Annotated in this window: 18 protein-coding genes and 1 tRNA gene; 9 read left to right on the top strand and 10 right to left on the bottom strand. The window is 64.4% G+C overall.

The genetic code is table 11. The annotated features are described in order from the left end of the window. Positions 1-36: 36 nt before the first annotated feature. The gene (gene ydiJ / locus H7993_RS06100) at positions 37-3,066 is read right to left on the bottom strand and encodes a D-2-hydroxyglutarate dehydrogenase YdiJ (RefSeq protein WP_185793797.1); all 3,030 of its coding nucleotides are present in this window, start codon (positions 3,064-3,066) and stop codon (positions 37-39) included. Positions 3,067-3,269: 203 nt separating this feature from the next. Between ydiJ and H7993_RS06095 the strand changes: the two genes are divergently transcribed. The 3 genes from H7993_RS06095 to H7993_RS06085 all read left to right on the top strand — a co-directional run bounded on the left by H7993_RS06095 (position 3,270) and on the right by H7993_RS06085 (position 5,779). Further along, positions 3,270-4,175: a LysR substrate-binding domain-containing protein gene (locus tag H7993_RS06095; RefSeq protein WP_185793796.1), complete on the top strand. Its 906-nt coding sequence runs from the start codon at positions 3,270-3,272 to the stop codon at positions 4,173-4,175. A gap of 181 nt (positions 4,176-4,356) precedes the next feature. Further along, entirely contained in the window at positions 4,357-5,490 is a 1,134-nt protein-coding gene (locus H7993_RS06090; protein WP_185793795.1) for a metallophosphoesterase, read from the top strand. Positions 5,491-5,569: 79 nt separating this feature from the next. Continuing rightward, positions 5,570-5,779 carry a hypervirulence associated TUDOR domain-containing protein gene (locus H7993_RS06085; RefSeq protein WP_122713597.1) on the top strand — a complete coding sequence of 70 codons (210 nt, stop codon included), beginning with the start codon at positions 5,570-5,572 and terminating at the stop codon, positions 5,777-5,779. A 204-nt stretch (positions 5,780-5,983) separates the two neighbouring features. On the opposite strand, the gene yghU is transcribed toward H7993_RS06085, so the two are convergent. After that, a complete protein-coding gene (yghU, locus tag H7993_RS06080) occupies positions 5,984-6,823 on the bottom strand; it encodes a glutathione-dependent disulfide-bond oxidoreductase (protein ID WP_185793794.1) in 840 nt (279 codons plus the stop codon). A gap of 271 nt (positions 6,824-7,094) precedes the next feature. On the opposite strand from yghU, the gene H7993_RS06075 reads away from it, so the two are divergent. The 3 genes from H7993_RS06075 (at position 7,095) to H7993_RS06065 (ending at position 11,326) form a co-directional block, all read left to right on the top strand. Continuing rightward, positions 7,095-7,169 (top strand) — tRNA-Gln (locus H7993_RS06075). Positions 7,170-7,430: 261 nt separating this feature from the next. Further along, on the top strand, positions 7,431-10,046 hold the full coding sequence (locus H7993_RS06070; protein WP_342345033.1) for a PAS domain-containing protein: 2,616 nt from the start codon (positions 7,431-7,433) through the stop codon (positions 10,044-10,046). 38 nt (positions 10,047-10,084) lie between these two features. Next, complete coding sequence (locus H7993_RS06065; RefSeq protein WP_185793793.1) at positions 10,085-11,326, top strand: PrpF domain-containing protein; 1,242 nt, start codon at positions 10,085-10,087, stop codon at positions 11,324-11,326. A 37-nt stretch (positions 11,327-11,363) separates the two neighbouring features. On the opposite strand, the gene dctM is transcribed toward H7993_RS06065, so the two are convergent. From dctM to H7993_RS06025, 8 genes are all read right to left on the bottom strand, one after another. Beyond that, a complete protein-coding gene (dctM, locus tag H7993_RS06060; RefSeq protein WP_122479017.1) occupies positions 11,364-12,647 on the bottom strand; it encodes a C4-dicarboxylate TRAP transporter large permease protein DctM in 1,284 nt (427 codons plus the stop codon). Next, entirely contained in the window at positions 12,647-13,279 is a 633-nt protein-coding gene (locus H7993_RS06055; protein ID WP_185793792.1) for a TRAP transporter small permease, read from the bottom strand. The genes dctM and H7993_RS06055 overlap by 1 nt, the downstream gene beginning before the upstream one ends. A gap of 101 nt (positions 13,280-13,380) precedes the next feature. After that, positions 13,381-14,379, bottom strand: a complete 999-nt coding sequence (locus tag H7993_RS06050; protein WP_122479700.1) for a TRAP transporter substrate-binding protein — start codon at positions 14,377-14,379, stop codon at positions 13,381-13,383. A 174-nt stretch (positions 14,380-14,553) separates the two neighbouring features. Further along, positions 14,554-15,378, bottom strand: coding sequence for an HpcH/HpaI aldolase/citrate lyase family protein (locus H7993_RS06045; RefSeq protein ID WP_185793791.1), 825 nt, complete (start codon positions 15,376-15,378; stop codon positions 14,554-14,556). Between the two features lie 72 nt (positions 15,379-15,450). After that, on the bottom strand, positions 15,451-16,650 hold the full coding sequence (locus tag H7993_RS06040) for a CaiB/BaiF CoA transferase family protein (RefSeq protein WP_122479012.1): 1,200 nt from the start codon (positions 16,648-16,650) through the stop codon (positions 15,451-15,453). Positions 16,651-16,665: 15 nt separating this feature from the next. Then, the gene (locus H7993_RS06035; RefSeq protein WP_185793790.1) at positions 16,666-18,015 is read right to left on the bottom strand and encodes an MmgE/PrpD family protein; all 1,350 of its coding nucleotides are present in this window, start codon (positions 18,013-18,015) and stop codon (positions 16,666-16,668) included. Positions 18,016-18,025: 10 nt separating this feature from the next. Further along, positions 18,026-19,189: an acyl-CoA dehydrogenase family protein gene (locus H7993_RS06030; RefSeq protein ID WP_185793789.1), complete on the bottom strand. Its 1,164-nt coding sequence runs from the start codon at positions 19,187-19,189 to the stop codon at positions 18,026-18,028. Between the two features lie 34 nt (positions 19,190-19,223). Continuing rightward, positions 19,224-20,090 (bottom strand): HTD2 family dehydratase, encoded by an 867-nt coding sequence (locus H7993_RS06025; RefSeq protein WP_185793788.1) that lies wholly within the window; start codon positions 20,088-20,090, stop codon positions 19,224-19,226. Positions 20,091-20,209: 119 nt separating this feature from the next. Between H7993_RS06025 and H7993_RS06020 the strand changes: the two genes are divergently transcribed. The 3 genes from H7993_RS06020 (at position 20,210) to H7993_RS06010 (ending at position 25,429) form a co-directional block, all read left to right on the top strand. Further along, positions 20,210-21,106: a LysR family transcriptional regulator gene (locus tag H7993_RS06020; protein WP_185793787.1), complete on the top strand. Its 897-nt coding sequence runs from the start codon at positions 20,210-20,212 to the stop codon at positions 21,104-21,106. A gap of 116 nt (positions 21,107-21,222) precedes the next feature. Then, a complete protein-coding gene (gene nhaA, locus H7993_RS06015; protein ID WP_185793786.1) occupies positions 21,223-22,578 on the top strand; it encodes a Na+/H+ antiporter NhaA in 1,356 nt (451 codons plus the stop codon). 280 nt (positions 22,579-22,858) lie between these two features. Further along, positions 22,859-25,429, top strand: a complete 2,571-nt coding sequence (locus H7993_RS06010; protein WP_185793785.1) for a bifunctional diguanylate cyclase/phosphodiesterase — start codon at positions 22,859-22,861, stop codon at positions 25,427-25,429. The last annotated feature ends 615 nt before the right edge of the window (positions 25,430-26,044 follow it).

The raw sequence follows: 26,044 nt of genomic DNA, 5'->3' as shown, positions 1-26,044 counted from the left end.
GGAGCATAGCCACCAGCGTCAGGCTCGCCAGCGTTTTCAAACGGTGTTTTTTCTCACGTGTTCGAGCAGTGCCTGCAGCGGGTGACGGACCGTGTGGCCTTCTTCGCGCTTGACCTGGCTGCGGCAGGAGTAACCGTCGGCAAGCAGATTGCCAGTGTCATGATAACGGGCCAGCAACGGCTGCCAGGACTGCCCGTAGATGACCTTGGAAGTGGCGACATTGCGCGCTTCGTGGCCATAGGTCCCGGACATGCCGCAACAGCCACTTGCCAGCACCTGCAGGGTCGCGCCCAGACGGCTGAACACCTGTTGCCAATGGGTGATGCTGCCGGGCTCGTTGGTCTTTTCGGTGCAGTGCGGCAACAGCTGGTAGATCCCAGCGGTGCCGGGCCGGTCGGTCTGTGGCAGCACCTGGGCGAGCCACTCCTGGGGCAGCAGTACGGTAGGCGCATGGTCCTGGCCCAGGGTCTTGGCGTACTCCTGGCGATAGACCAGGGTCATGGCCGGGTCCAGGCCGACCAGGGCGACACCGCTGGCCTGCAATTGGCGCAGTGATTGCGCGTTGTGCCGCGCGGCCTTGTCGAAAGCACCGAGAAATCCCTGCACCTGCAGCGGCTTGCCGTTGGCCGCGAAGGGCGCCAGGTAGATATCGAAACCCAGCCGCGCGATCAGTTCGAGCCAGTCGGCCATGACCGGTGTGTCGAAGTAACGGGTGAAGGCATCCTGCACCAGGACCACGCTACGCTGACGCTGCTCGGTGGTCAGCCGGGCGAGCTGCTCGGCGCTCGCCGGGCGTACGTTCCAGTCCCGGCAGTGAGCCTGGAAATCGACCAGGCTGAGCAACGGGCTGTCGACCATGCCGGCCACGTGTTGCAGCGCATGACGCACCGGCGAGAACGACATGACCGCGTTGTAGGCCCGTGGAAAGCGTGCCAGGTACGGAATGCTGAATTCCAGGGAACCGATCAGGTAGTCCTTCAGCGGCCGTAGGTAGCGGCCATGGTAGAGCTGCAGAAAGCGCGAGCGGAATTCCGGCACGTTGACCTTGACCGGGCACTGTCCTGCGCACGACTTGCAGGCCAGGCAACCGGCCATGGCGTCGTAGACCTCATGGGAAAAGTCTTCGCGGCCCATGCGCCGAGCCAGGCTGTTGCGGACGCGTTCGAACAGGCTGCCGCTGGCGGTGTGCAATACGTTGGCGCCGTGCAGGCCCTGCAGGCGCAGCCATTCGCGGATCAGCGAGGCACGTCCCTTGGGCGAATGAATGCGGTTGCGTGTGGCTTTCCATGACGGGCACATGGCGTCGTTCGGATCGAAGTTGTAGCAGGCACCGTTGCCGTTGCAGTGCAACGCACTGTCGTAGCTGCGCCAGACGCGTTCGTCGATGCGGCGATCCAGCTCGCCGCGCAGGGTCACCTCGTCGACCTGGGTCAGGCGCGCACTGGCGACGCTGGCCGGCGTGGCGATCTTGCCGGGGTTGAGCTGGTTGAACGGGTCGAAGGCGGCCTTGAGCGCCTGCAGGGCAGGGTACAGCTCGCCGAAATACTCGGGCACGTATTGCGAGCGCAGGCCTTTGCCGTGCTCGCCCCAGAGCAAGCCGCCGTGGCGCTGCGTGAGGGCCGCGACCTGATCGGAAATGGGCCGGATCAGGGCCGCCTGGCGCGGATCCTTCATGTCCAGGATCGGCCGCACGTGCAGCACCCCGGCATCGACATGGCCGAACATGCCGTATTGCAGGCCGTGACTGTCGAGCAACGCGCGAAATTCGCCGATGTAGGCCGCCAGGTTGTGCGGCGGCACCGCGGTGTCCTCGACGAACGGCTGCGGCCGGGCCTCGCCCTGGACATTGCCGAGCAGGCCGACCGCCCGCTTGCGCATGGCATACACGCGCCCCACCGCCAGGGCGCCGACCGCCAGAGTGTGCCCCAGGCGCCGTACCGTGGCGTCCTGTTGCAAGTGGGCGATGAACTGCTCGACACGCTGCTCGACCGCGTCCAGGTCGTCGCCGCTGAATTCCACCAGGTTGATGCCCAGGGTCGGCGCCTGCACGTCGGTAGGGAAGTATTCGGCCACGCCATGCCAGACGATGTCGTTCATCGCCAGCAAGAGGACTTTGGAGTCGACGGTTTCGATCGACAGCGGCTGGTGCGCCATCAATGCGTTGGCATCGTTCAGCGCGTCCATGAAGCCGGCGTAGCGCACGTTCACCAGGATCGAATGCTTGGGGATCGGCAGCACGTTCAACTTGGCCTCGACGATGAAGCCCAGCGAGCCTTCCGAACCGCACAGCACGCTGTTCAGGTTGAAGCGCCCGTCGGCCTCGCGCAGGTGGGCCAGGTCGTAGCCGGTGAGGCAGCGGTTGAGCTTGGGGAACACCGCGTCGATCAGCTCGGCCTGCTCGTCGGCGATGGTCGATGCGCAGCGATAGACTTCGGCGATCCGCCCGTCGCCAACCCGATTAGCCTGCAATTGCGCGGCATCGAGGGTATGGCTGTGCAGGCGCTCGCCACCCAGCAACAGGGTGGTCAGTTCCAGCACGTGGTCGCGGGTCTTGCCGTAGGTGCAGCTGCCCTGGCCGCTGGCGTCGGTGTTGATCATGCCGCCAATGGTTGCGCGGTTCGAGGTCGACAGCTCCGGTGCGAAGAACAGGCCGTGGGGTTTCAGGGCCGCATTGAGCTGGTCCTTGACCACGCCGCTCTGCACTCGCACCCAGCGCTGCTCGACGTTGATCTCCAGCACCTGGTTCATGTGCCGGGAGAGATCCACCACCAGGCCATCGGTCAGCGACTGGCCGTTGGTGCCAGTACCGCCGCCGCGCGGGGTCAGCACAACGCCGCGATGTTCCGGCTGGCTGGCCAGGTGCGCGAGCAGTTGCACATCGGCCTCATGCCGTGGGAACACCGCCGCCTGGGGCAGGCGCTGATAGATCGAGTTGTCAGTGGCCAGGACCGTGCGGGTGGCGTAGTCGTCGACGATCTCGCCCTGGAAGCCCGCACCTTCGAGCTGGCGCAGCAGTGCCTGGTAGGGCGCAAGAGGGGCTTTCTGACGGGACAGTTCGGCGATCATGGCAGGCGGTATCCGGCTGGTTTGAAGGGTCTGCATTCGAAATATGCGGGCTGGCAGTGGGCACTACTTACCGCGGTCGCTCTGCAGAGACAGGCCTGCCCATGCTGCAGGTTGCTTGCAACACAGGGGGTGTGGACGTATTTTCGCGAATGCACGACGAGCTGGCAAACGTATATCCTTCGGTTTTTGCATGAGTTCAATGAATGAATCCCAGACGGCTCACGCCCTCCATGTCGTTGTTGCTGGCGTTCGAAGCGGCCGGCCGCCACGGCAGTTTCACTCGGGCGGCGGCCGAGTTGGCCCTGACCCAGAGTGCAGTGAGCCGACAGGTGCAGGCGCTTGAAGCGCTGCTGGAAGTGACGCTGTTCAGGCGTGACGGCAGGCACATCGAGCTGACGGCGGCGGGCGCGCTGTATCAGCACGAACTGGCCGGAGCGCTGGCGCGCATTCGTGGCGCTACCCTGCAGACCATTTCGCACCGTGCCGAGGCCGATACCCTGCACCTGGCGGTGCTGCCGACCTTCGCTTCCAAATGGCTGATGCCGCGGATGGGCGATTTCTACGCTCGCCATCCCGGCAGCCTGGTGCATATCCATTCGAGAATCGTGCGTGGGGACCTGTCCGAAGGCGCGCAGGACATGAGCGCGATCATCTGCGCGGGGTCGGGCCAGTGGCCCGGCTATATGGCGCACCGGCTGCTTTCAGAGAAGCTGGTGGTGGTGGCCAGCCCCAAGGCCCTGCCTGGGCATGCGCACGTGTCGGTGCAGGACGCCGCTCGGCAGCTGTTGCTGGGTGTAGTGTCGCGCCCCCACGCCTGGTCGGACTGGTTCGCCAGCGTCGGGCTGGCAGGGTCGCCGAGCATGCGTCTGGGGCCGAGCTTCGAGCACACCGCGCATCTGATTCAGGCCGTCATCGCCGGCATCGGGATCGGGCTGGTGCCGCGCATCCTGGTGCAGGACGAGATCGCCCAGGGTGAGTTGGTGACCTTGTTCGAACCCATGGAAAGCGGGCGCGGCTACTACCTGGCGTACCCGACGCACAACCAGCAGCTGCCGTCGCTGGTAGCCTTCCGCGAGTGGTTGTTGTCCATTCCGTTTCCGGACAGTTGATCGGATACCCGATCCCCTGTGGGAGCGCTCATCGGCCGCGAAGGGCGCCCTGCGTATTATCTGCCGTACCGCGGCGCTCATTTAGCGGCCACAGACCGCTCCTACATGTTCTGTAGCAACTTCGCCAACCAACCATCGAAGCGGCTAGCTGTCAGAGTGCCACTGACCATGAGGAATCCCTGTGTTTCATATCTATGCGACTGTCGCCTTCCTGTATGTTGCGCTGCGCTTCGTCTACCCGCTGCCCCTGGCCACCGGCTGGCGCGTGCTGATCGGCCTGGCACTGCTGGCCGCGTCCAAGTACCACATGTTGATCCTCGCCTTCACCGGGACGATGTACTCGCCCGAAGTGCCGTACGCGGTGGCCTATGGCGCCGGATGGGCCTTCACTGCGTTTGCCCTGTTGTTCGTGTTGGTGCTGGTGCTGGACCTCGGCATGCTGTTGACCCGTCTGCTACGGCGCCATCGCCCGTCGCGCGAAGCCCTGACCAAGTGGCGCTGCGGCGTGGCGGCCCTGGCGGTCGCCATCTCGGGTTTCGGCGTTGCCCAGGCCGCCCGCGTGCCCGAAGTGCGTCAGCTGGAACTGCAGATTCCCGGGCTTGCCGCGTCGATGGACGGCTTCAGGCTGGTGCAGTTGTCCGACCTGCACATCAGCGTGCTGTTTCCCGAGCCCTGGGTGGAAGAAGTGGTCAAGCGCAGCAACGCGCTGGCGCCTGATCTGGTGGTGATCACCGGCGACCTCATCGATGGGACCTTGCAGGCGCGGGCCACCGATGTGCGGCCGTTGGCGCAACTGCGCGCCCGCAATGGCGTGATCGCCATCCCCGGCAACCACGAATACTATTTTGGCAACGAAGGCTGGATGGCCAGATTCCGCGAAGCCGGCATGCACAGCCTGATCAACCAGCATGAAGTGGTTGGCGACGCGCGCGGGCAGTTGGTCATCGCCGGTATCACCGACAAGGTCGCCACCCAGTACGGCGGCAGTGCGCCGGACCTGGATCTGGCCCTGCGCGGCGCACCGGCCGGGGCGCCGATCGTCTTGCTCAACCACCGACCTGCGGGGATCGATGAGGCGATCGCTGCCGGGGTCGACCTGCAGCTTTCCGGGCACACCCACGGCGGGATGATTCGCGGCTTCGACCAGGTAGTGGCCAGGGCCAACGAAGGGTTCGTCTCGGGTTTGTATCGCCGCGCCGGCCTGCAGTTGTATGTCAGCAACGGCAGCGGGTTGTGGAACGGCTTTCCGATCCGCCTGGGCGTGCCGTCCGAGATCACCGAGTTCACCTTGCGTGCGGTACCGTCCGGCCAATGAATCGGCAGCTGATTGGAATCAACGGCGCAGGCCGTACTCACTTGTCTGACGCGTGTTCAATCACAACAGGGGCGAGCAGATGAGCAATGCATTCAAGGTAGGCGATGCGGTACGCTGGAATTCCGAAGCGGGCGAGATCCACGGCAAGGTGACCAAGGTCCACGTCAAGGATGTGGAGTTCATGGGCAAGCACCGCCCGGCGTCCAAGGACGAACCGCAGTACGAGGTGAAGAGCGACAAGACCGGGCATTCGGCGCTCCACCACGCCGATGCCCTGCACAAGGCGTGATGCGGCGCAGGGCTGTCGGCGATCTGTAGGAGCGGTCTGTGACCGCGAACCGGACAGCGCGGTGGATCAGGCAGTGCGCGGTGCCCTTTTCGCGGCCGCTGACCGCTCCTACAGCTCACCGGCGAGGCCTGACGCGGCTTGCGCCGCTGCTACAGGGATTGCGCAAGCCGCGGTGGGGATGCATGCCCAGGGGCAAGCTCGGGGTTATTTGAAATCCGCAGCGCTATGCCGTTCCGGCACTTGGGTCGCTTCATCGCCCCAGGTGCGGTTGACCCGCTGGCCGCGCTGCACGGCAGGACGTTGGGCGATCTCTTCAGCCCAGCGCTGTAGATGAGGGTACTCCTCGACCGACAGAAACTGCGCCGCGTCATACAGATTGCCGCGCACCAGTTGCCCGTACCAGGGCCAGATGGCGATGTCGGCAATGGTGTAGTCGGCACCGGCCACATAACGGGTCTGGGCCAATTGCTTGTCCAGCACATCGAGCTGGCGCTTGGCTTCCATGGTGAAGCGATTGAGCGGGTATTCCAGCTTCTCCGGTGCATAGGCGTAGAAATGCCCGAAGCCGCCGCCCAGGTAAGGCGCCGCGCCCATCTGCCAGAACAGCCAGTTCATCGCTTCGGTACGGGCGACGGGGTCCGCCGGCAGGAACTCGCCAAATTTCTGCGCCAGATACAGCAGGATGGATCCCGACTCGAACACCCGCACGCTTGCGCCTGCGCTGCGGTCCAGCAGCGCGGGAATTTTCGAGTTCGGATTGATTTCCACGAAACCACTGGAGAACTGATCGCCATCGCCGATGCGAATCGGCCAGGCATCGTATTCAGCTTCGGCGTGGCCCAGTTCCAACAGCTCCTCGAGCATGATGCTGACCTTCACACCATTGGGCGTCGCCAGTGAATAGAGCTGCAGCGGGTGCTTGCCCACCGGCAATGGCTGTTCGTGGGTGGCCCCGGCAGTGGGGCGATTGGTCTTGGAGAACTGGCCGCCGGAGTCTGCGTCGTTTTTCCAGACCTTGGGCGGAACGTAGGGGGTAGGGCTCATGCAGTGCGCCTCCTGATGGGCTTGAGATGTGCCTTCACGGTGCTTGAACACCCGTGCCTGGCGTGGGAAGTATGTGGTGAAGATAGGACTTGGCCCGGGCCGGTACAGTTCATCCCCGTACCGTTCGGGACCCGTTGCAGTACCGTCGAGTAGCAACCAGCTGTTTTTCAAGAATATTTGTTGCGCATGGGGTTTCCTGTGGAAAAGAAACCTGATAAATTCCCGCTCGTTCATGCAGAGGCCAGCAATTGGCACTTCTTGCACCGGATACAGGGGCGTCGCCAAGCGGTAAGGCAGCAGGTTTTGATCCTGCCATGCGTTGGTTCGAATCCAGCCGCCCCTGCCATTAACCGGTCACTTGAACCAGCATTCTCGTCCCATCCTCTCTCTACCCACAATATACTGTGCATCGATCCCGTTGCGATCGCTTCTATTGACGGGACCTCGAACATTGCCTGGCGAAACGCCTGTGGTCGCTACCTTGGCCTTCTGGCATCTCTCGCGTCTGGAACTGTGCGGTCAGGCCACTGCCTATAAGGCATGGCGATGCAACCATTGATATCACCTTGATAGGGTAGTTGGAGGCGTTCTGAATCACACGACAAACGTGGCAACTGCTTCTCAGGTCGAGCGTCTGCGCCGGGTATTGCAAGAAGCAGGCTTCGATCCGGGCGACGCTCGGACCCGTGCCGCCCTGGAGCAGCTGCAAGCGTCGGTTCCACATCCAGAGCTCGCAGGCGATGACGCTGACGGTCTATCGCAGGCCACGAGTGATGCCCGTGAACGAGCGGCCCTCGAAAGCTTCAAGGAAACCCAGGAGCGTTACCGCCTGGCCGTCAAGGCCACCAACGACGCGATCTGGGATTGGGACCTGAGCCGCAACCATGTGGTGTGGAACGAGGCGCTGGAACAGGCCTATGGGCATCCTCTGGCTTCAGTGGAAGGCACTGGCGAATGGTGGATCGAGCACATCCACCCAGAAGACCGCACCCGCGTCGACACTTCCATCCATGCAGTGATAGACGGCACGCTGTCGGCTTGGTCCGGTGAATACCGTTTCCAGCGGCACGATGGCAGCTATGCCGAAGTGCTCGACCGCGGCCATGTGATCCGCAATGCCGAAGGCCAGGCGGTGCGCATGATCGGTGCGATGCTCGACCTGACCCGCACACGCGCTGCCGAAAGCGCGCTGCGCGAAAGCGAAGAGCGCTTCCGCAAGATTCTTGAAAACATCGAATCGGCCTTTGCCATCGTCGAGGTCAAGTTCGACGAGCAGGATCTGCCGGTCGATTACCGGTTCCTGGAAGCCAATCCGGCCTTCGAGCGCCAGGCCGGGGTCAACCTGCGTGGGCGTTGGGTGACCGAATTCGCTCCGGACCTGGAACAGTTCTGGTTCGACACCTATGGCCATGTGGCCAAGACCGGTGAGCCCGCGACGTTCGAGAACTACGCCGAAGCGTTCAAGCGCTGGTTCGATGTGCGGGCGGTGAAGTTCGGTTCCAGCGACGAGCGCATCATAGCCATCATCTTCAGCGACGTTACCGAGCGGCGTAATGCCGAGGAGCGGCTGCGCGCCAGCGAGGCCGTGGCCCGGGAAAACGTCGAGCGCGTCCAGCTGGCACTGGCGGCCGGGGCCATCATCGGGACGTGGCACTGGCATCTGCCAACCGATCGTTTTGCGGTCGATGAGGGGTTTGCGGCGGCGTTCGGGCTGGACCCGAAATTGGGCCGCGAAGGCCTGAGCCTCGAGACGATCGTGGCCACTGTGCATCCCGATGACCAGGAGGGCTTGGCTGCCGCCATCGATGAAGTGATCCAGCGCGGTGGCAGTTATTCCCATCAGTATCGGGTGCGCCGGGCCGACGGCCACTACTACTGGATCGAAGCCAACGGTCGCGTCGAGAACGATGCGCAAGGCCAGCCACTGCGTTTTCCAGGCGTGCTGATCGACGTCGAGGCGCGCCGCTCGGTCGAGGCCGAGCGCGATCGGGCCCTGTCTGCGTTGCGCGCGCTCAACGATACGCTGGAACAACGAGTGACCGAGCGCACGGTCAAGCTGATCCAGGCCGAAGAAAAACTGCGCCAGTCGCAGAAAATGGAAGCGGTCGGCCAGCTCACCGGTGGTCTGGCCCATGATTTCAACAACCTGCTGGCGGGCATTTCCGGCGCGCTGGAGCTGATGAGCACGCGCATTGCCCAAGGCCGTTGGATGGAAACCGACAAGTACATCAGCACTGCCCAAGGCGCCACCAAGCGCGCGGCGGCGCTGACCCACCGTTTGCTGGCCTTCTCGCGGCGACAGACGCTCGACCCGCGACCCACCGATGTCAACGTGCTGATGGAAGGCATGACCGAGCTGATCCAGCGCACGGTAGGCCCCAGTATTCGCGTGGAGACGGTCGGCGCCATCAACCTGTGGCCGACCCTGGTCGATGTCAGCCAGTTGGAAAACGCGTTGCTCAACCTGTGCATCAACGCCCGCGATGCCATGCCCGATGGCGGTCAGATCACCATCGAGACGGCCAACCGCTGGATGGACCGGGAGGCGGCCCGTACCCATGACATTCCCGAAGGGCAATACCTGTCGGTCAGCGTCACCGACACCGGCACCGGTATGTCGCCGGATATCATCGCCAAGGCGTTCGATCCGTTTTTCACCACCAAGCCCATCGGCCAGGGCACAGGCCTGGGCCTGTCGATGATCTATGGCTTCGCCAAGCAGTCGGGTGGCCAGGTGCGGATCTATTCCGAGCTGGGGCAGGGCACCACCATGCGCATCTACCTGCCACGTTATTATGGCGAGGTCGATGACGAACTGCCGGAAACCCGCGAGTCGCTGGCTGCCGCGGCCCATGCCGGAGAAACCATCCTGGTCGTCGACGACGAACCGACGGTGCGCATGCTGCTGATCGATGTGCTCGGCGATCTGGGCTATACCCTGATCGAGGCGGCGGACAGCCTCGCCGGGCTCAAGGTCCTGCAGTCGGATGTGCGCATCGATCTGCTGATCACCGACGTCGGTTTGCCAGGCGGCATGAACGGCCGGCAGATGGCCGATGCCGGGCGTGAGGTGCGCTCCGACCTCAAGGTGCTGTTCATCACTGGCTACGCGGAAAACGCAGCGATCGGCAACGGCTATCTGGGTCCGGACATGCAGGTGCTGACCAAACCGTTTGCCATGGATTCCCTGGCTGCCAGGGTCCGGGAGCTGATGAGCCTTTGAGCCGCGCGTCGTAGCGCAGGCCTTCGCAGGAGTTGTCGATGAACCGATTCGTTGCCACCACGGCAGATCTGCAACCCGGCTGGCAGTCGCGATGCCGCCTTGGCTCGGTGGAAATCCCCGCGCACTACATGCGTGGCGGTACGTCGACTGGCGTTGTCCTGTGGGAGCCGTTGCTGCCTGCCGACAGCGTGCTGCGCGAGCAGCTGCTGCGCCAATTGATGGGTGTGCCGGCCGTGGGCAGCTATGCCGGCAATAGGCAGATCACCGGCCTGGGCCGTGGCCCGGCGACCAGCAACAAAGTCTTCGTGATGAACACCGAGCGCGTCGGCGACGGTGTCCGTTTGATCAGCACCCTGGCGCAGCTGGCCAGCGATCACGCGCAGATCGACTGGAGCGTCAACTGCGGCAACATGTCCAGTGCGCTGCTGCTGTGGGCGCTGGACATGGAGCTGGTCGAAGCATCGGCCAGTGGCCTCTGCGAAGTCGACATTCGCAATACCAACACCGGCGTGATCACCACGGCGCGCATGCAGCGTGATGCGCAAGGACGTTTCACCGAATCGGCGATTCCCGGCGTGTTGGGCGAGTATCCGGCGGTCGATCTGTTTCTCCATGCACCGGTGGGCAACAAGACCGGCGCCCTGCTGCCGACCGGAGCGGTAATCGACCGCATCGAGGGCATCGAGGTGTCCTGCGTGGACGTAGCGGTGCCGATGGTCATCGTGGAGGCGAGCAGCCTGGGCAAGACCGGCCATGAACCTGTGGCGACACTGGCGGCCGATCAAGCCTTCATGGCCACGCTGCGTACCCTGTGGACCCAGGCCGGATTGAAAATGGGCCTGCGCCGCAAGGATGGCGTGTTGATGACCGCCGCCGAACTGGCCCGCAGCGAAACCATTCCGAAAATCTGCATCGTCGCCGCCCCACGCGATGGCGGCAACATCGCGGTGCGCTACTTCACGCCTCAGACCGGCCACGCCTCCATGGCCGTATCCGGCGGTTGCTGCCTGGCTGCCGCCTGCCTGCTGCCGGGCACCACTGCCCACCGCGTGGCCTTGGGTATTGCCACACCGGGTGTATCCCTGATGGACATCCAGGTCAGCATCGAAAACCCGGCCGGTCGCCTGGACACCACGGTTGTGGCGGCCTTGGACGCTGGGCATCTGCAGATCCACAGCGCGGCCTACCGCCGCAGCACGCAGGTCCTCATGCGCGGCCACGTGCCGCTGTCCGGGGCTTCGAGTGAACTGCGACAGGCACTGCTCGGCGTTCGATCCTGAGCCACCGAGCCCTGCAGGGCCCGGCAGCAGCGGGTAGCTACGGCATGCCCAGCCAGTTCGGCAGGGCCAGGGAGATGAAGGGCACGTAGGTCACCAGCAGCAGGAACATCAGCAGGATCGACAGCCACGGCAGGGCGGCGCGAATGGTCTGGCCCAGGGTCAGTCCGGTGACGGCCGAGGTGACGAACAGGTTCAGGCCTACCGGCGGATGGACCAGGCCGATCTCCATGTTGACCACCATGACGATGCCCAGGTGAATCGGGTCGATGCCCAGCTCCATGGCGATCGGGAAGAAGATCGGCGCCAGGATCAGGATGATCGCCGAAGGCTCCATGAAGCTGCCGGCCACCAGCAACACGATGTTGACCATGATCAGGAAGCCCAGTGGCGTCAGTCCTTCGGACAGCACCCAGTTGGTGATCTGCTGCGGTATCTGTTCGGTGGTCAGCACGTGGGCGAAGAGCATGGCGTTGGCGATGATGAACAACAACATGATCGTCAGCCGGCCCGATTCGAGGAGCACCTTCGGGCATTCGGCGAGGCGCATGTCCTTGTATACGAACAGCGCGATGAACGCCGAGTAGACCGCCGCCACGGCGGCCGCTTCGGTGGGAGTGAACATGCCGCTGTAGATGCCGCCGAGGATGATCACCAGCAACAGCAGGCCCCAGAAGGCACGGCGGGCAGTGCTCAGCCATTCGCGGAAGGTGGCCCTGGGCTGCGCCGGCAGTTTCTTGATCCGCGCAACGATGTAGATCACCACCATCAAGATCACGCCGAGCAGGATGCCCGGAATCACCCCGGCCATGAACAGCTTGCCCACCGAGGTCTCGGTGGCCGCCGAATACACCACCATCACGATCGAAGGCGGGATGAGAATGCCCAGGGTGCCGGCGTTGCAGATGATGCCGGCGCCGAACTCGCGTGGATAGCCAGAGCGCACCATGCCGGCTACGGCAATCGAACCGACCGCTGCAACGGTGGCCGGCGACGATCCGGACAGCGCGGCGAACAGCATGCAGGCCAGCACCGCAGCGATCGCCAGGCCGCCACGGATATGGCCCACGCAGGCGTTGGCGAAATCGATCAGCCGTTGTGCCACGCCGCCGGTGGTCATGAAGGCGCCGGACAGCAGAAAGAACGGGATCGCCAGAAAGGTGTAGCTGTCCGAGGTCTCGAACAGTTTGATCGCCAGCGAGCTCAGGGAGTCCTGGCTGAACAGCAGGATCGACACCGCGCCGGACAGGCCCAGCGAAATGGCGATGGGCACGCCCAGGAACATGAACACGAACAGCAGCAGGAACAGGCAGATAACGGTCATCAGCGTTGCTCCTCGCCAGGGTGGGCCAGCTTGCTGGCTTCAGCAGCCTCGTCGGCCAGGCCCAGCCCGGTCTGCCGATGGCTGTAAATGCGGTACATGATTTCCAGGTAGCGGGCGATGATCAGGGCGAAGCCGATCGGCACGATCAGCGCGATGTGGCCGACTTCGATGCCGTAGCGATCCAGATCCTCGGCACCGATGCCGGCGACCAGAACCGCCGACACCCACTTGATGCTGGCGACCAGGAACAGGCCGGCATACAGCAGGCAGCAGCCGCAGGCGATCATTGCCAGGACACGCTGGGCAGGCTTGCTGGTTTTCTTGACCAGCACGTCGACTCCCAAGTGGCCGGCAGTACGCACGCCATAGGCGATGCCGAAGAAGATCAGCCAGCCGAACAGTGCTTTGGTCAGCGCGATGCTCCAGGTCATTTCCTGGGCGTAACCCATCAGGTGATCACCGATACCGGCGAACAGATCGCTGCTCCACGCCCATTTGTCGCTGAGGACGTAGAACATCGTGTAGAGGTTGTTGAGCGCGACGTAAGTGAACGTCACCAGTGTCATGGCAGCCAGCAGGAAGGCGATCATGCCTTCCTCGAAACGCTCCCAGACTTGCCTGAGCGATTGCATAGGAATTCTCCGAACGTCGTGAGAGCGACCGCCGCCCACCGGGCAGCCGCGCGTCCATCACCGCTGGCCCTGGCCAGCGGTGATGGGTACGGGACAGGCGCTTACGAGGCCTTGTTGGAGGCTTCGGCTGCCTTGATCAGGTCGGGTCCGATCTGCTCGGAGAATTTGTCCCAGACCGGGCGCATGGCTTCGCGCCACTGTTCGCGTTGCTCGGCGGTCAGTGGGTCGATCTCACTGGTCTTGGCATCGATGATTTTCTGCCGGGCGGTCTGGTTCAGGGCCTCGGCCTGCTTGTTCACCTCGACGGTGACCTGGTCCATGAGCGTTTGCAGTTCGCCGCGGACATCGTCGGGCAGGCCGTTCCAGAACTTGGAGTTGGTGATCACCATGTAGTCGATCAGGCCATGGTTGGTCTCGGTGAAGAACGGCTGGACCTCATGGACCTTCTGGCTTTCGTAGTTCGACCAGGTGTTCTCGGTGCCATTCACGGTGCCGGTCTGCAGGCCCTGGTAGACCTCGGCGAAACTCATCTTGCGCGGGTTGGCGCGGATCGCCTTGAACTGCTCCTCGAGTACGCTGGAGGCTTGCACACGGAATTTCAGACCGCGGGCGTCCTTGGGCAGGATCACCTTCTTGTTCGCCGACAGTTGCTTCAGGCCGTTGTGCCAATAGGCCAGGCCATGAATGCCCTTGTCGTCCATCGAGGTCAACAGCGCCTTGCCCTGCGGCCCCTGCTGGAAGCGGTCGACCGCAGCCAGGTCATCGAACAGAAACGGCAGATCGAAGATCTGCACCTGCTTGGTGTAGTGCTCGAACTTGGCCAGCGAGGGGGCGAGCATCTGCACGTCGCCCAGCAACAGTGCTTCCATCTCCTTGCCGTCGCCGAACAACGAGGAGTTGGGATAGACCTCCACTTTCACCTTGTCCTTGAGCTTGGGGTCGGCGGCCACCAGTTTCTGGAACAGCAGCGCGCCTTGGCCCTTGGGGGTGTTCTCCGCCACCACATGGGCGAACTTGATGACGACGGGATCGGCGGCCTGGGCCAGGGTTGCCATCGAAACGGCGGCGGCGCAGAGCAGCGCCTGGGTCAGCTTGAACATCGAGATCACCTTGTTATTGTTGTAGGACAATCCATTTTCGGCGGCTGTTTCGAGCCAACCGGCCCGATGCAGCGTAGAAGTGTTTTCAGCTTCAGGGTCGCTCAATCGCGCCTGTGGCGAAAATCTGTATTTGCATAACCCGGCGTTCGGCTCTGGCGAACGCCAATGCGCAGGCTAGCCGCCCGACGATTGCACCAGGCGCCTGGCACGCAGCAGTACCGGTGCATCGATCATCTGGCCCTCGAACTGGAAAGCCCCCGCACCTCCCGCAGCCGTACTGGCCGCCAGCACCGCATGAGCCCATTGGAGCTCTGCCGCGCTGGGCGCCAGTGCGGCATGAATGATCGCCACCTGTCTGGGGTGAATGCACAGTGCACCGCCGTAGCCGAGGTTGCGCGCGTGTTCGATGGCACGTTGCAACCCCGGCGTGTCGTCCAGGGCGGCGAACACACCGTCCAGGGGCGGCAGCAGGGCGGCGGCCCGCGAGTGCAGTTGCACGCTCATGCGGCCCTGATCCAGAAAAGCCTCCGCCGCGGGCGTACCGTGGCTCAGGCCCAGATCCAGGGCCAGGTCCAGACTGCCAAAGCACAGGCGCTGCACCCCGGGGCCATGGGCGATCGCCTGCAGCGCCAGCAAGCCTTTGGCGCTCTCGATGATGGGCCACAAAGGCTTGCCGCTCTGGCAGGCCGTGGCGAGTTGCGCGCAGGTCTCGGTCTTGGGCAGCACCACCCCCACCACGCCAGGATAGTTCGCGCAGAAGGCCAGGTCGCTGGCGTGCTGGGCATGCCCTGGGGCATTCACTCGAACCATGACCTGCGCCGTGTCGGTGTGCCGGAGGAAATCTGCAAGGTGCTGACGCGCGTGGGGTTTGAGTGCTTCTTCCACGGCGTCTTCGAAATCGACGATCACCGCGTCGGCGCCAGCGGCGAGGGCCTTGGCGAACCGTTCGGGGCGGCTGCCCGGCACGAACAGCGCCGAGCGAAGGGGAGAGGTCGGCATGGCGCGGATTCCCGTGTTGGTCGTGGCACGCCGCAGCAGGCGGCGGCGATACCGAAGGTGCCGGTTGGTGCGTCAGATCACGCCGCTGGCGCTCATCTGCGCCCGTTGATCGGCGGAGTAGCCCAGTTCCTCGAGAATTCCCGCCGTGTGCTGTCCCAGCGCGGGCACCGCGTCCATGCGCGGGACGAACGCGGTGTTGCTGGCCGGTGGCAACAAAGCGGGAAGCTTGCCGGAGGGGCTGTCCACCTCACGCCAGCGCTCGCGTGCGGCGAGTTGCGGATGCCGCCAGACGCCGGCCATGTCGTTGACCTGGGCATTGGCGATCTGTGCGGTTTCCAGACGGGCCAGCACCTGTTCGACCGACAGCTGCGCAAAGCTGTCGACGATGATCTGCCGCAGTTCATCGCGGTTGCGCGAGCGTTCGAAGTTGCTGGAAAAGCGCGCGTCGTCGGCCAGCGACGCATCCAGCAGCACCTTGTCGCAGAACAGCGCCCATTCACGCTCGTTCTGCAGGCCGAGCATGATGGTCCCGCCGTGCCCGGTCGGGAACGGTCCGTACGGATAGATCGTGGAATGCGCCGCACCGGCGCGGGCGGGCGGTGGCGCACCCTTGTAGGCGTAATACAGCGGATAGCCCATCCACTCCACCAGGCTTTCGAGCATCGACACGTCGATCCGGCTGCCCACCCCAGTCTTGTCGCGCAGCATCAACGCCGAGAGCACCCCGGTGTAGGCGTACATGCCGGCGGCGATGTCGGCGATCGAGCAGCCGGCCTTGGCCCGCTCGTCTTCGCCGGGGCCGCCGGTCACCGAGAGAAAGCCGCCCTCGCTCTGGATCAACAGGTCGTAGGCCTTTTTCTTCTCATAGGGGCCGCCTTCGCCGTAGCCGGAAATGTCGCAGACGATCAGTCGCGGATAACGCGCGTGCAACGCCTCGAACGACAGGCCCATCCGCGCTGCAGCGCCGGGTGCCAGGTTCTGCACCAGCACGTCGGCCTTGGCCAGCAGGCCGTGCAGGACCGCGTCGGCGGCTTGCTGCTTGAGGTCCAGGGTCAGGCTTTCCTTGGAACGGTTGGTCCAGACGAAATGCGACGCCAGGCCGTCGACACGCTGGTCGTAGCCACGGGCGAAGTCGCCGCTGCCGGGGCGTTCGATTTTCACCACGCGCGCACCGAGGTCGGCCAGTTGGCGGGTGCAGAACGGCGCGGCGATGGCGTGTTCCAGGCTGACGACGGTGATACCGTCCAGCGGACGCGGGTTGAGCTCGGTCATGGGGTCACCTGTGGGTCAGAACAAATCGTTCAGGGTCGATGCGTCGCGCAGGTGCCAGATCTTGTCGATCAGCACGCGCGCCTGGCTCGCCGTACGTGCACCGGAAAAGGCCAGCAGACGCAGGAACTTGTCTTCCAGTTCTGCGCGCGAAAGGGTATTGCCAGGGTCGCCCTTGGGCTCGTCGATCGCGGCGCTCAAGGTGCGGCCATCGGTGGTGGTGACGACGACCCGTCCCAGCCAGCGCGCGGGGTAGGCGGCGTCGACCTCGCGGTCCAGCTCCATGCTGACCTTATCTCGGAAGCCGTCGACAGCAGGGTCGGTCAGCGCCAGATCGCGGAACTCGATCAATTGCGCACTGCCGTGTACGGCAATCAGACCCAATACCGCGCCCATGGAAAACTTGGCCTGGTGCACCGTGCTGGGCTTGACCACCCGCCCGAGCACATCGATGGCACCCTGATGGACGCGCGTGACGACCTTGGCGATCTGTTCGTGCTGCAGGCCCTCGCGTTGCATCAAGTGCAGCAAGGCGTCGGCAGCAGGGTGGGTGTGGCGGCACGATGCGTGGAACTTGAACGAGGTTTCCGCCAGCGCCCAGCGGCTGCCGAGCCGATCGTCCAGGCGGGTGGCGTCGGCGTCGCTGGACATACCGGCCGCCAGGCCTTGCTCGCCTTCGAGGATGTTGCGCGCACCGCTCAAACCGTCTTCGGTCATGTACGCCGCCAGCAAGCCATCGGCAGCAGCCTTGGCGGCGTGCAACTGCTTGGAATCGGCCGCATCGCGCAGGAATTCCCAGAGCCCGGCGGCCTGGGTGCCGGCAGTGCCCAACAGGTTGACGAACTGTTCGCGGTCGAACTCCAGCAGCTTGCCCACGGCCACGGCGGCAGCCAGGGTGCCGACCGTGGCTGTGGTGTGGAAGATCCGATAGTGGGAGCGGCCCATGAACTCGCCGATGCGGATGCCGGCCTCGTAACCGGCCACGGCCGCCAGCAGCAGCTCGCGCCCCGACTTGCCGCGATCCTGAGCCGCAGCCAGGACGGCGGAAAACACCACCGTGGCGGGGTGCAGTACCGAGCTGTTGTGCAGGTCGTCCTGCTCGACCAGGTGCGACGCGGCACCGTTCACCAGCGCGGCGAAGTAGGCCGAAGTGCCTTGGCCGCTGCCCAGCATCCTGGCGGGGCCGTCGCCGGGCCCCATGCGCCGCGCATAGCGCTCGAACAGGGGAATGGGATGGGCCCCCTGGCTGGCCAGCGCCGAGCCCATCCAGTCCAGGAACAGGTCTTCGCAACGGGCGAGGACGGGCTCGGGAATGTGCTCGTAGTGCAGGTCGGCGAGGAAGGTGGCCAAACGGTGCGTGGCGTTCATCGACAGCTCCTCAGAAACTGCGTGGCAATTCGAGCAGATGCTCGGCCACGTAGGACAGGATCAAATTGGTGGAGATCGGCGCGACCTGGTACAGGCGGGTTTCGCGAAACTTGCGCTCGACGTCGTATTCGCAGGCGAAACCGAAGCCGCCATGGGTCTGCAGGCAGGCATTGGCGGCCTCCCACGAAGCCTTGGCCGCCAGGTACTTGGCCATGTTGGCGCTGGCGCCGGCGTTCTGCCCGCTGTCATATTCGGCACAGGCGCGCCAGCGCATCAGGTCGGCTGCTTCGATCTCGATGTGCGCTTCGGCAATCGGGAACTGCACGCCTTGGTTCTGTCCGATCGGCCGGCCGAAGACCACTCGATCGCGGGCGTAGGCACTGGCCTTTTCGATGAACCAGCGACCATCGCCGATGCATTCGGCGGCGATCAGCGTCCGCTCGGCATTGAGGCCGTCGAGGATATAGCGAAACCCCTTGCCTTCTTCGCCGATGAGGCTGTCGGCGGGCAGTTCGAGGTTGTCGAAGAACAGCTCGTTGGTCTCGTGGTTGACCATGTTGGCGATCGGCTGCACGGTCAGCCCCTTGCCGATCGCTTCACGCAGATCGACCAGGAAGATCGACATGCCTTCGGATTTCTTCGTCACCTGGGCCAGCGGTGTAGTACGCGCCAGCAGAATCATCAGGTCCGAATGCTGCACTCGGGAGATCCACACCTTCTGCCCATTGATGACGTACTTGTCGCCCTGGCGCACGGCGGTGGTCTTGATCTTGGTGGTGTCGGTGCCGGTGGTCGGCTCGGTTACCGCCATCGATTGCAGGCGCAATTCGCCACTGGCCAGCTTGGGCAGGTAGTGGCGCTTCTGCGCCTCCCTGCCGTGGCGCAGCAAGGTGAACATGTTGTACATCTGCCCATGCACCGTGCCCGAGTTACCACCGCAGGCGTTGACCTCTTCGAGGATCACCGAGGCCTCGGCCAGGCCCAGGCCCGAGCCGCCGTATTCGCTGGGAATCATCGCCGACAGCCAACCGGCATCGGTGAGGGCCTTGACGAAGGTTTCGGGAAAACCCTTGTCCTCATCGATCTTGCGCCAGTAGGCAGCGTCGAAATCTGCGCACAGGGCACGAACGCCCTCGCGGATGGCATTGAGGTCTTCTTCATCGTAGACGGACATGGCACGGTTCTCGGAGTCGATGATGGGTTCGCGGTCAGTGGCCGGACTGGGGCGGGGAGCTGGAGTCGAAGGTGACATCGGCGCTTTGCGCAACGCCCGCCTCGTTGCCGGCCCACAGCCGCGCCTTGCCCTGTTCGAGCAGGCAGCCGCTGAGCTGGAACGCAGTGGGCACGGTCAAAGGGCGTACGCCGCGGTAGGCGAAGTGGCGCACAGGCTTTCGAGGGTTGGCGCGGATGAAGCTGCGCAGCAGCAAGGTGGCGATCAGCGGCCCGTGCACCACCAGGCCAGCGTAGCCCTCGACGTCAGTCACGTAGGGGTGGTCGTAGTGGATGCGATGGCCGTTGAAAGTGACGGCCGAGTAGCGGAACAGCAGGGTCGGGGTCGGCTTTACCGTTTCACTCCACTGCGCAGCGACCGGTGCAGGGTCACTGGACAGCTTGGGAGGGTTCGGCTCCCGGTAGACGATGTCCTGCTCTTCGCGCAGGCACAGGCGGCCGCCCTGGGTGTAGTCGTGGCGCACCGTGACGAACAGCAGCGCGCCGGTGTGGCCGTGCTTTTCCTCGATACGCAGGATAGTGGACAGGCGCTCGGCAGCGCTGCCCACCGTCAGTGGCGCGATGAACTCCAGACGGCCACCGGCCCACATGCGGTTGCGATTGTCGGCGGCGGGCAGAAAGCCGCCGCGCAACGGGTGGCCATCGGTGCCCAACTGGTCTTCGGTGACCGGCGCCTGGAAAAAGCACCACTGCCACAGGGGCGGCAGCGGCTCGCCGTCTTTTGGCGCAGGTTCGCCGAAAGTCGCGGCGATGCGCTCGGCAATGTTCTGGCTGAGCACATCCTGCGCCTGCTCGGTGCGGCCCATCCAGGCGCTGTAGTCGATGGCTGAATCTGATGCGCTCATGGGTGGCCTCTGCATTTTTGTTGTGCTGCGATGATGCGAGGGCCGCGGCATTCTGTGAATTTGCATTTGCGTAAGGCGGCGTTCATATTTGCCGAACGCTTGAAGGTAGGATCCCCACCATGCACTTCGACCTGGCCGACCTGCGCCTTTTCATCCATATCGGCGAATCACCCAGCCTGACCCAGGGCGCGCGCCGGGCGTTCCTCTCGCCGGCTGCGGCCAGTGCCCGGATCAAGGCGCTGGAGCAGCAACTCGATACGCGCCTGCTGTACCGTGACAGCCGCGGCGTGGAGCTGACGCCGGCAGGGCAGAAGCTGCTCGTGCATGCCCGGCTGATCATGCGTCAGGTCGACTACCTCAAGGCCGACTTCACCCACCTGGGCGCCGACTCGGCCGGGCACATCCGTATCTTCGCCAACACCACGGCGGTGACCGAGTTCCTGCCCGAAGTGCTGGCCGGTTTTCTCGCCCGGCGCCCCGGGGTAAGCGTAGATCTGCAGGAGCGGCTGTCGCGCGACATCGTTCGCGGCGTGCTCGACGGCAGCACCGACATGGGCATCATCGCCGGCCCGGTCGAAGCGGCGGGGCTGCAGGTGATGCATTTCAGCACCGACCGCCTGGTGCTCACCGTGCCCGTAGGGCACGAGCTGGCACAGTGCAAGCGCGTCAGCCTGAAACAGACCCTGGCGTTTCAGCACATTGCCCTGCACGAAGGCAGCACCTTGCTCAGCTTTCTGCGCGAGCACGTCGAGCGAATCGGCCAGGGGCTGTCGCTGCGCATCCAGGTGTCGAGCTTCGAAGCGATCTGCCGGATGGTCGAGGCCGGGGTCGGCATCGGTATCATTCCAGAGTCGGCGGCCCTGCGGCACAGCCGTACCATGCGCCTGGTGACCATCGAACTGGACGAGCCCTGGGCGATACGTGAGCGCAGCATTCTGGTACGCGAGCTCGAGGCGTTGCCCGGCACGGTTCGCGCGCTGATCGCCACTTTGATGCCGACACCGGTGCCGGATTGAGATGATGCGTTGCAACTTGGCCCCAGGCTTTCTATCATCGCCGCGGGTGCACCGCTGCATACGGCAGGGGGCAGGTTAAAGTTCAGCGTTGGTCGGGCCGCCAGCGGAGAGCTACCGTGCCTGCAAAAAGACCGGCGACACCTGCCATTCCCCGCCCTCAACAGCTCACCGAACGCGCCCTGGCGGCGCTCGAACGCTTCTCGCACATCGAGGCCGTCAGCGGCATCGTGTTGCTGCTCGCCGCGATCACCGCACTGGTCTGGGCCAACAGTTCGGTAGGTGATTCCTACGAGCACTTCTGGCACACCCAGGTCACCTTGGGCCTCGGCGATTTCAGCGTTTCGCAGTCCCTGCATTTTCTGGTCAACGATGGCCTGATGACCATTTTCTTTCTGGTGGTGGGTGCCGAGATACGCCAGGAAATCAAGGATGGCGCGCTGGCCAACCTGCAGCTGGCAGCCCTGCCGCTGGGTGCGGCACTGGGTGGCGTGCTGATGCCCGCCTTGCTCTACCTTGCCCTCAACCACGGCACTCCGGCCAGTGCCGGCTGGGCAGTGCCGACCGCCACCGACATCGCCTTCGCCGTCGGCGTGCTGGCGCTGCTGGGTAAATCCATTCCCGCCAGCGTGCGGATCCTGCTGCTGGCCCTGGCGATCATCGACGATATCGTCGCCATCCTGATCATCGCGGTGTTCTATACCGCCAGCCTCGACTACCTGGGTCTGCTGGTGGCCGTGGCCGGGCTGCTGCTGGTGCTGCTGTTCCAGCGCATGGGCATCAGCAAGGCGTATGCCTATGTGTTGCCGGGCGCGATCGTCTGGTTCGGTCTGCTCAAGACGGGCGTGCATCCCACCCTGGCCGGGGTGATTCTGGGCTTGATGACGCCGGTCTATTCCAAGCCGATGAGCGAGCGCCCGGTGGATATCATCCGCCGCAACTTCAACGAGCTGATGGAACGCTTCACCCCCGGCACGGACAACCGCGAGGCGGTGGCCGAGCCGCTCAGGCAATTGCGTGATGCGCAGCGTGAAGTGCTGCCGCCGGTGCAGCGGATACAGGTCGGGCTGCACCTGTGGGTGGCGTTCGGCGTCATGCCGCTGTTTGCCCTGGCCAATGCCGGGGTCAGTTTCGCCGGCGCCAACCTCAGTGACGCGGTGTCGCAGCATGTGTTTGGCGGTGTGATGCTGGCCCTGGTGCTGGGCAAACCGCTGGGCGTGCTGCTGTTCAGCTTTCTGCTGGTCAGGCTGAACATCTGCAGGCTGCCCGAGGGTGTGACCTGGAGTGGGGTAGGCTTGGTCGGTCTGCTCGCCGGGATCGGCTTCACCATGTCGATCTTCATCGCGTCGCTGGCGTTCTCCGACCCGACCCTGCTGGCTTCGGCCAAGCTCAGTGTACTGGCGGCGTCCACGGTGGCGGCGGTGCTGGGTCTGGTCTGGGGCAAGCTGACGTTCGGCAAGGCGCGGCCGGTGTGATACCGAAGGCCTGAGCTAGTGCTAGCTTCTGTGGGAGGCTTGAGCTAGTTCTGGCTTTTGTGGGAGCGGGCTCTGCCCGCGAAGAGGCCAGCGTGGACCTCTTCGCGGGCAGAGCCCGCTCCCACATGAATCTGCTGCTGGTCACATGAATCTGCTGCTGCCCACATGAATCTGCTGCTGGCCATATGAGTCTGCTTTGGCAAGAGCCTAGGTGTTCATGGAAGCGCGCGGCTGGCCGATAGCCTTGTATCGGTTCCGCGCATTCTCTTTCAGGCCATCCATGCTCAAGTCCAGTTTCACCTCTCCGGCATCCCCCGCCAGGCCTGCGAGCAGCACCGCCCTGGCGCAGACCTCGTTGGTCACCTTTTGCGCCAGCCTCGCCGTGGTCTTTGCACTGGCGGTCGCTCTGTCCCTGTATTTCGCCCACGGTCTGGATCGCACCGAGCGCGTCCAGGGTCAGTCGATGGTGCAGAAAAGCATCGAGTCCGAACGCCGGCTCCTGCAACTGACCATCAAGGACTACTCGTTCTGGGGGGAGGCCTATCGGCACCTGCATCTCAAGGTGGACATGGAATGGGCCTATGTGCGGGAAAACTTCGGTCCGGCGTTGTACGACGATTTCGGCTACCAGGCCGCGTTCGTCATAGGGCCGGGCAACCGCTCGGTGTATGCGGTAATCGACGGCAAGTATGAAACCATAGCGGCTGCGGATTGGCTGGGCCGCCCCGTCGATGAGTGGGTCGCTGCCGCACGCGCCCTGGCCGACGACGAAAAGGTCTTCACCGCACTGACCAGCCTGGCCGGAACACCGGCCCTGGTCGTGGCGGCAGCGATCACGCCCAGCACCGACCCTACGGTGCAGACCGACGACCGGCCGCCGTCGGTCATGCTGGTGGTCAATCGTCTCGATCCGCAGCGGCTTCAAGCGCTCGGCGAGAGCATGGGCCTGCGCGGGCTACGGGTGGCCCGTACCGATGACACCACGGTTGCCCACGCGCTGGTCGCGGCCGAGCACGGCACGACTTTCGACATGCAGTGGGACGCAGCAAGGCCTGGGCGGCAGATGATCATCGTGGTATTGCCCATGATCATCCTGGCGACGCTGATCATCCTCGGCATGACCTGGGTCATGCTGCGGCGCAATACCCGCGCTGCGCGCGCCCTGGACGGCAGCCACGAACTGCTGCGCGACAGCCAGGTGGCGCTGGCGCTGAGCGAGTCGCGCTTTCGCGACGTAGCCGAAGCCAGCTCCGACTGGATCTGGGAAACCGATGGCGATGGTCATGTCACCTACCTGTCCGACCGCTTCGAGACGGTCACTGGCGTGGGCAAGGCGCAATGGCTGGGCATCTCGATCGACGACCTGGTCGAATTGCCCCAGGGCACGCTCCTGGCGTGGCTGCGCGGCAATCCAGGGCAGGGCAACCTGACCACCGAATGCAGCTATATGGACGTGCATCGGCAACGGCGTACGGCGCGGATCGCTGCGCGGACCATCGGCGATCAAGGCTTTCGGGGTACCGCCACCGATGTCACCGAGGAGATCGACGCGCGGCGACGGGTCGAGTACCTGTCGCGCCATGACGTGCTGACCGGCCTGCCCAACCGCAGCCAGTTGCGCGACTACCTGGAAAGCCGTCTGGAAAACGCGCTCGCCGCCCGCCAGCCCCTGGTCATGCTGACCATCGACCTGGATCGGTTCAAGCCGGTCAACGACCTGCTCGGCCATGCTACCGGCGACCGCGTGCTGTACCAGATCGGCGAGCGCATCAGGCAATGCGTGCGCAGCCAGGACATCGTCGCCCGGGTCGGTGGCGACGAGTTCGTCATGGTCGTGGCGGGCGCGGTCGGGCATGCGGAGATCGAGGCACTGTGTCGACGGCTGATCGAGCTGATCGAGCAGGTCATCGAGGTCGACGACCAGGACATCCATGTCAGCGCCAGTATCGGCATTGCCGTGTCGCCGGGCGATGCGGCGCACGCCCCTGAACTGCTGCGCTATTCGGACATCGCTTTGTACGAGGCGAAGGCGAGCGGGCGCGGCACCTGGCGTTTCTATGATGGCGACATGAATGAGCGGATCATCGAACGTCGGCGCCTGGAAAGCGACCTGCGCTATGCGATCAAGCATGGCGAGTTATGCCTGCAATACCAGCCGCGCTTCCGCATTGCCGACGGCCAGATGGTCGGGGCCGAGGCGCTGGTGCGCTGGCAGCATCCACAGCGTGGCCTGCTGGCGCCTGATGCATTCATTCCGATCGCCGAAGACACGGGCTTGATCACCGCACTTGGCGACTGGGTGATGAACGCGGCCTGCCGGCAGGCCAGTCAATGGCCTGAAGAGCTGTTCGTGTCGGTCAACGTGTCTTCCAAGGAGTTCCAGGGCGGACAATTGGTGGAGCGGGTCAGGGCCGCCTTGTTGAGGTCGGGCCTGACGGCGGCGAGGCTGGAGCTTGAGGTTACCGAAAGCGTGATGCTCGAAGATGCCGACAATGCGTTGACCCTGATGAGAGCGCTGAAGGGCCTCGGCGTCCGGCTGGCCATGGATGATTTCGGCACCGGCTATTCATCGCTGAGCTACCTGCGCACGTTTCCCTTCGATGGGCTCAAGATCGACCGCAGTTTCGTCGGCCGGCTGGGCGACAGCCAACCCGACCTGGCCATCATCGAGGCGGTGATCGGCCTGGGTCGGGCACTGTCGCTGACGGTGACGGCCGAAGGCGTGGAAACGCTGGAACAGCTGCAGCTGCTGGATTCGGTGGCCTGCGACGAGGGCCAGGGTTATTACTTGAGTCGGCCCCTGGACGGCGCGCGGTTCGAAGAGCTGCTGCTGGCCAGTTGCGCGCGTTGATCGACCAGGCCAACCCTCCAAAGCCCGCGGGTATCGCATGCACCGCCGACGCGGCTCGCGCCGCTGCTACAGGGGCTGCGGGGGTGTGTGTCCGCCGACGCGCCTGCACTCCCCGTAGGAGCGGTCAATGGCCGCGAAGGGGCGCTGTGGATTATCTGACACACCACGACGACGGCTTCGCGGCCATAGACCGCTCCTACGAAGGCCCTGCAGGCACGCCTCCATCCCCTGTAGCAGCGGCGCGAGCCGCGTCCGAATACGCCGCGGTGTGACAGCCGGATAGCATGCACCGCTGACGCGGCTTGCGCCGCTGCTACAGGGCTGCGGGGGTGTGTGGGGGCGCCTGCACTCCCCGTAGGAGCGGTCATTGGCCGCGAAGGGGCGCTGTGGATTATCTGGCACACCGCGGCGACGGCTTCGCGGCCACAGACCGCTTCTACGAAGGCCCTGCAGGCACGCCTGTGTCCCCTGTAGCAGCGGCGCGAGCCGCGTCCGAACACGCCGCGGTGTGACAGCCGGATAGCATGCACCGCCGACGCGGCTTGCGCCGCTGCTACAGGGGCTGCGGGGGTGTGTGTCCGCCGACGCGCCTGCACTCCCCGTAGGAGCGGTCAT

Source organism: Pseudomonas baltica (genome assembly GCF_014235765.1).
GTDB lineage: Bacteria > Pseudomonadota > Gammaproteobacteria > Pseudomonadales > Pseudomonadaceae > Aquipseudomonas > Aquipseudomonas baltica.
This window is presented reverse-complemented; position numbering and strand designations above follow the sequence as displayed.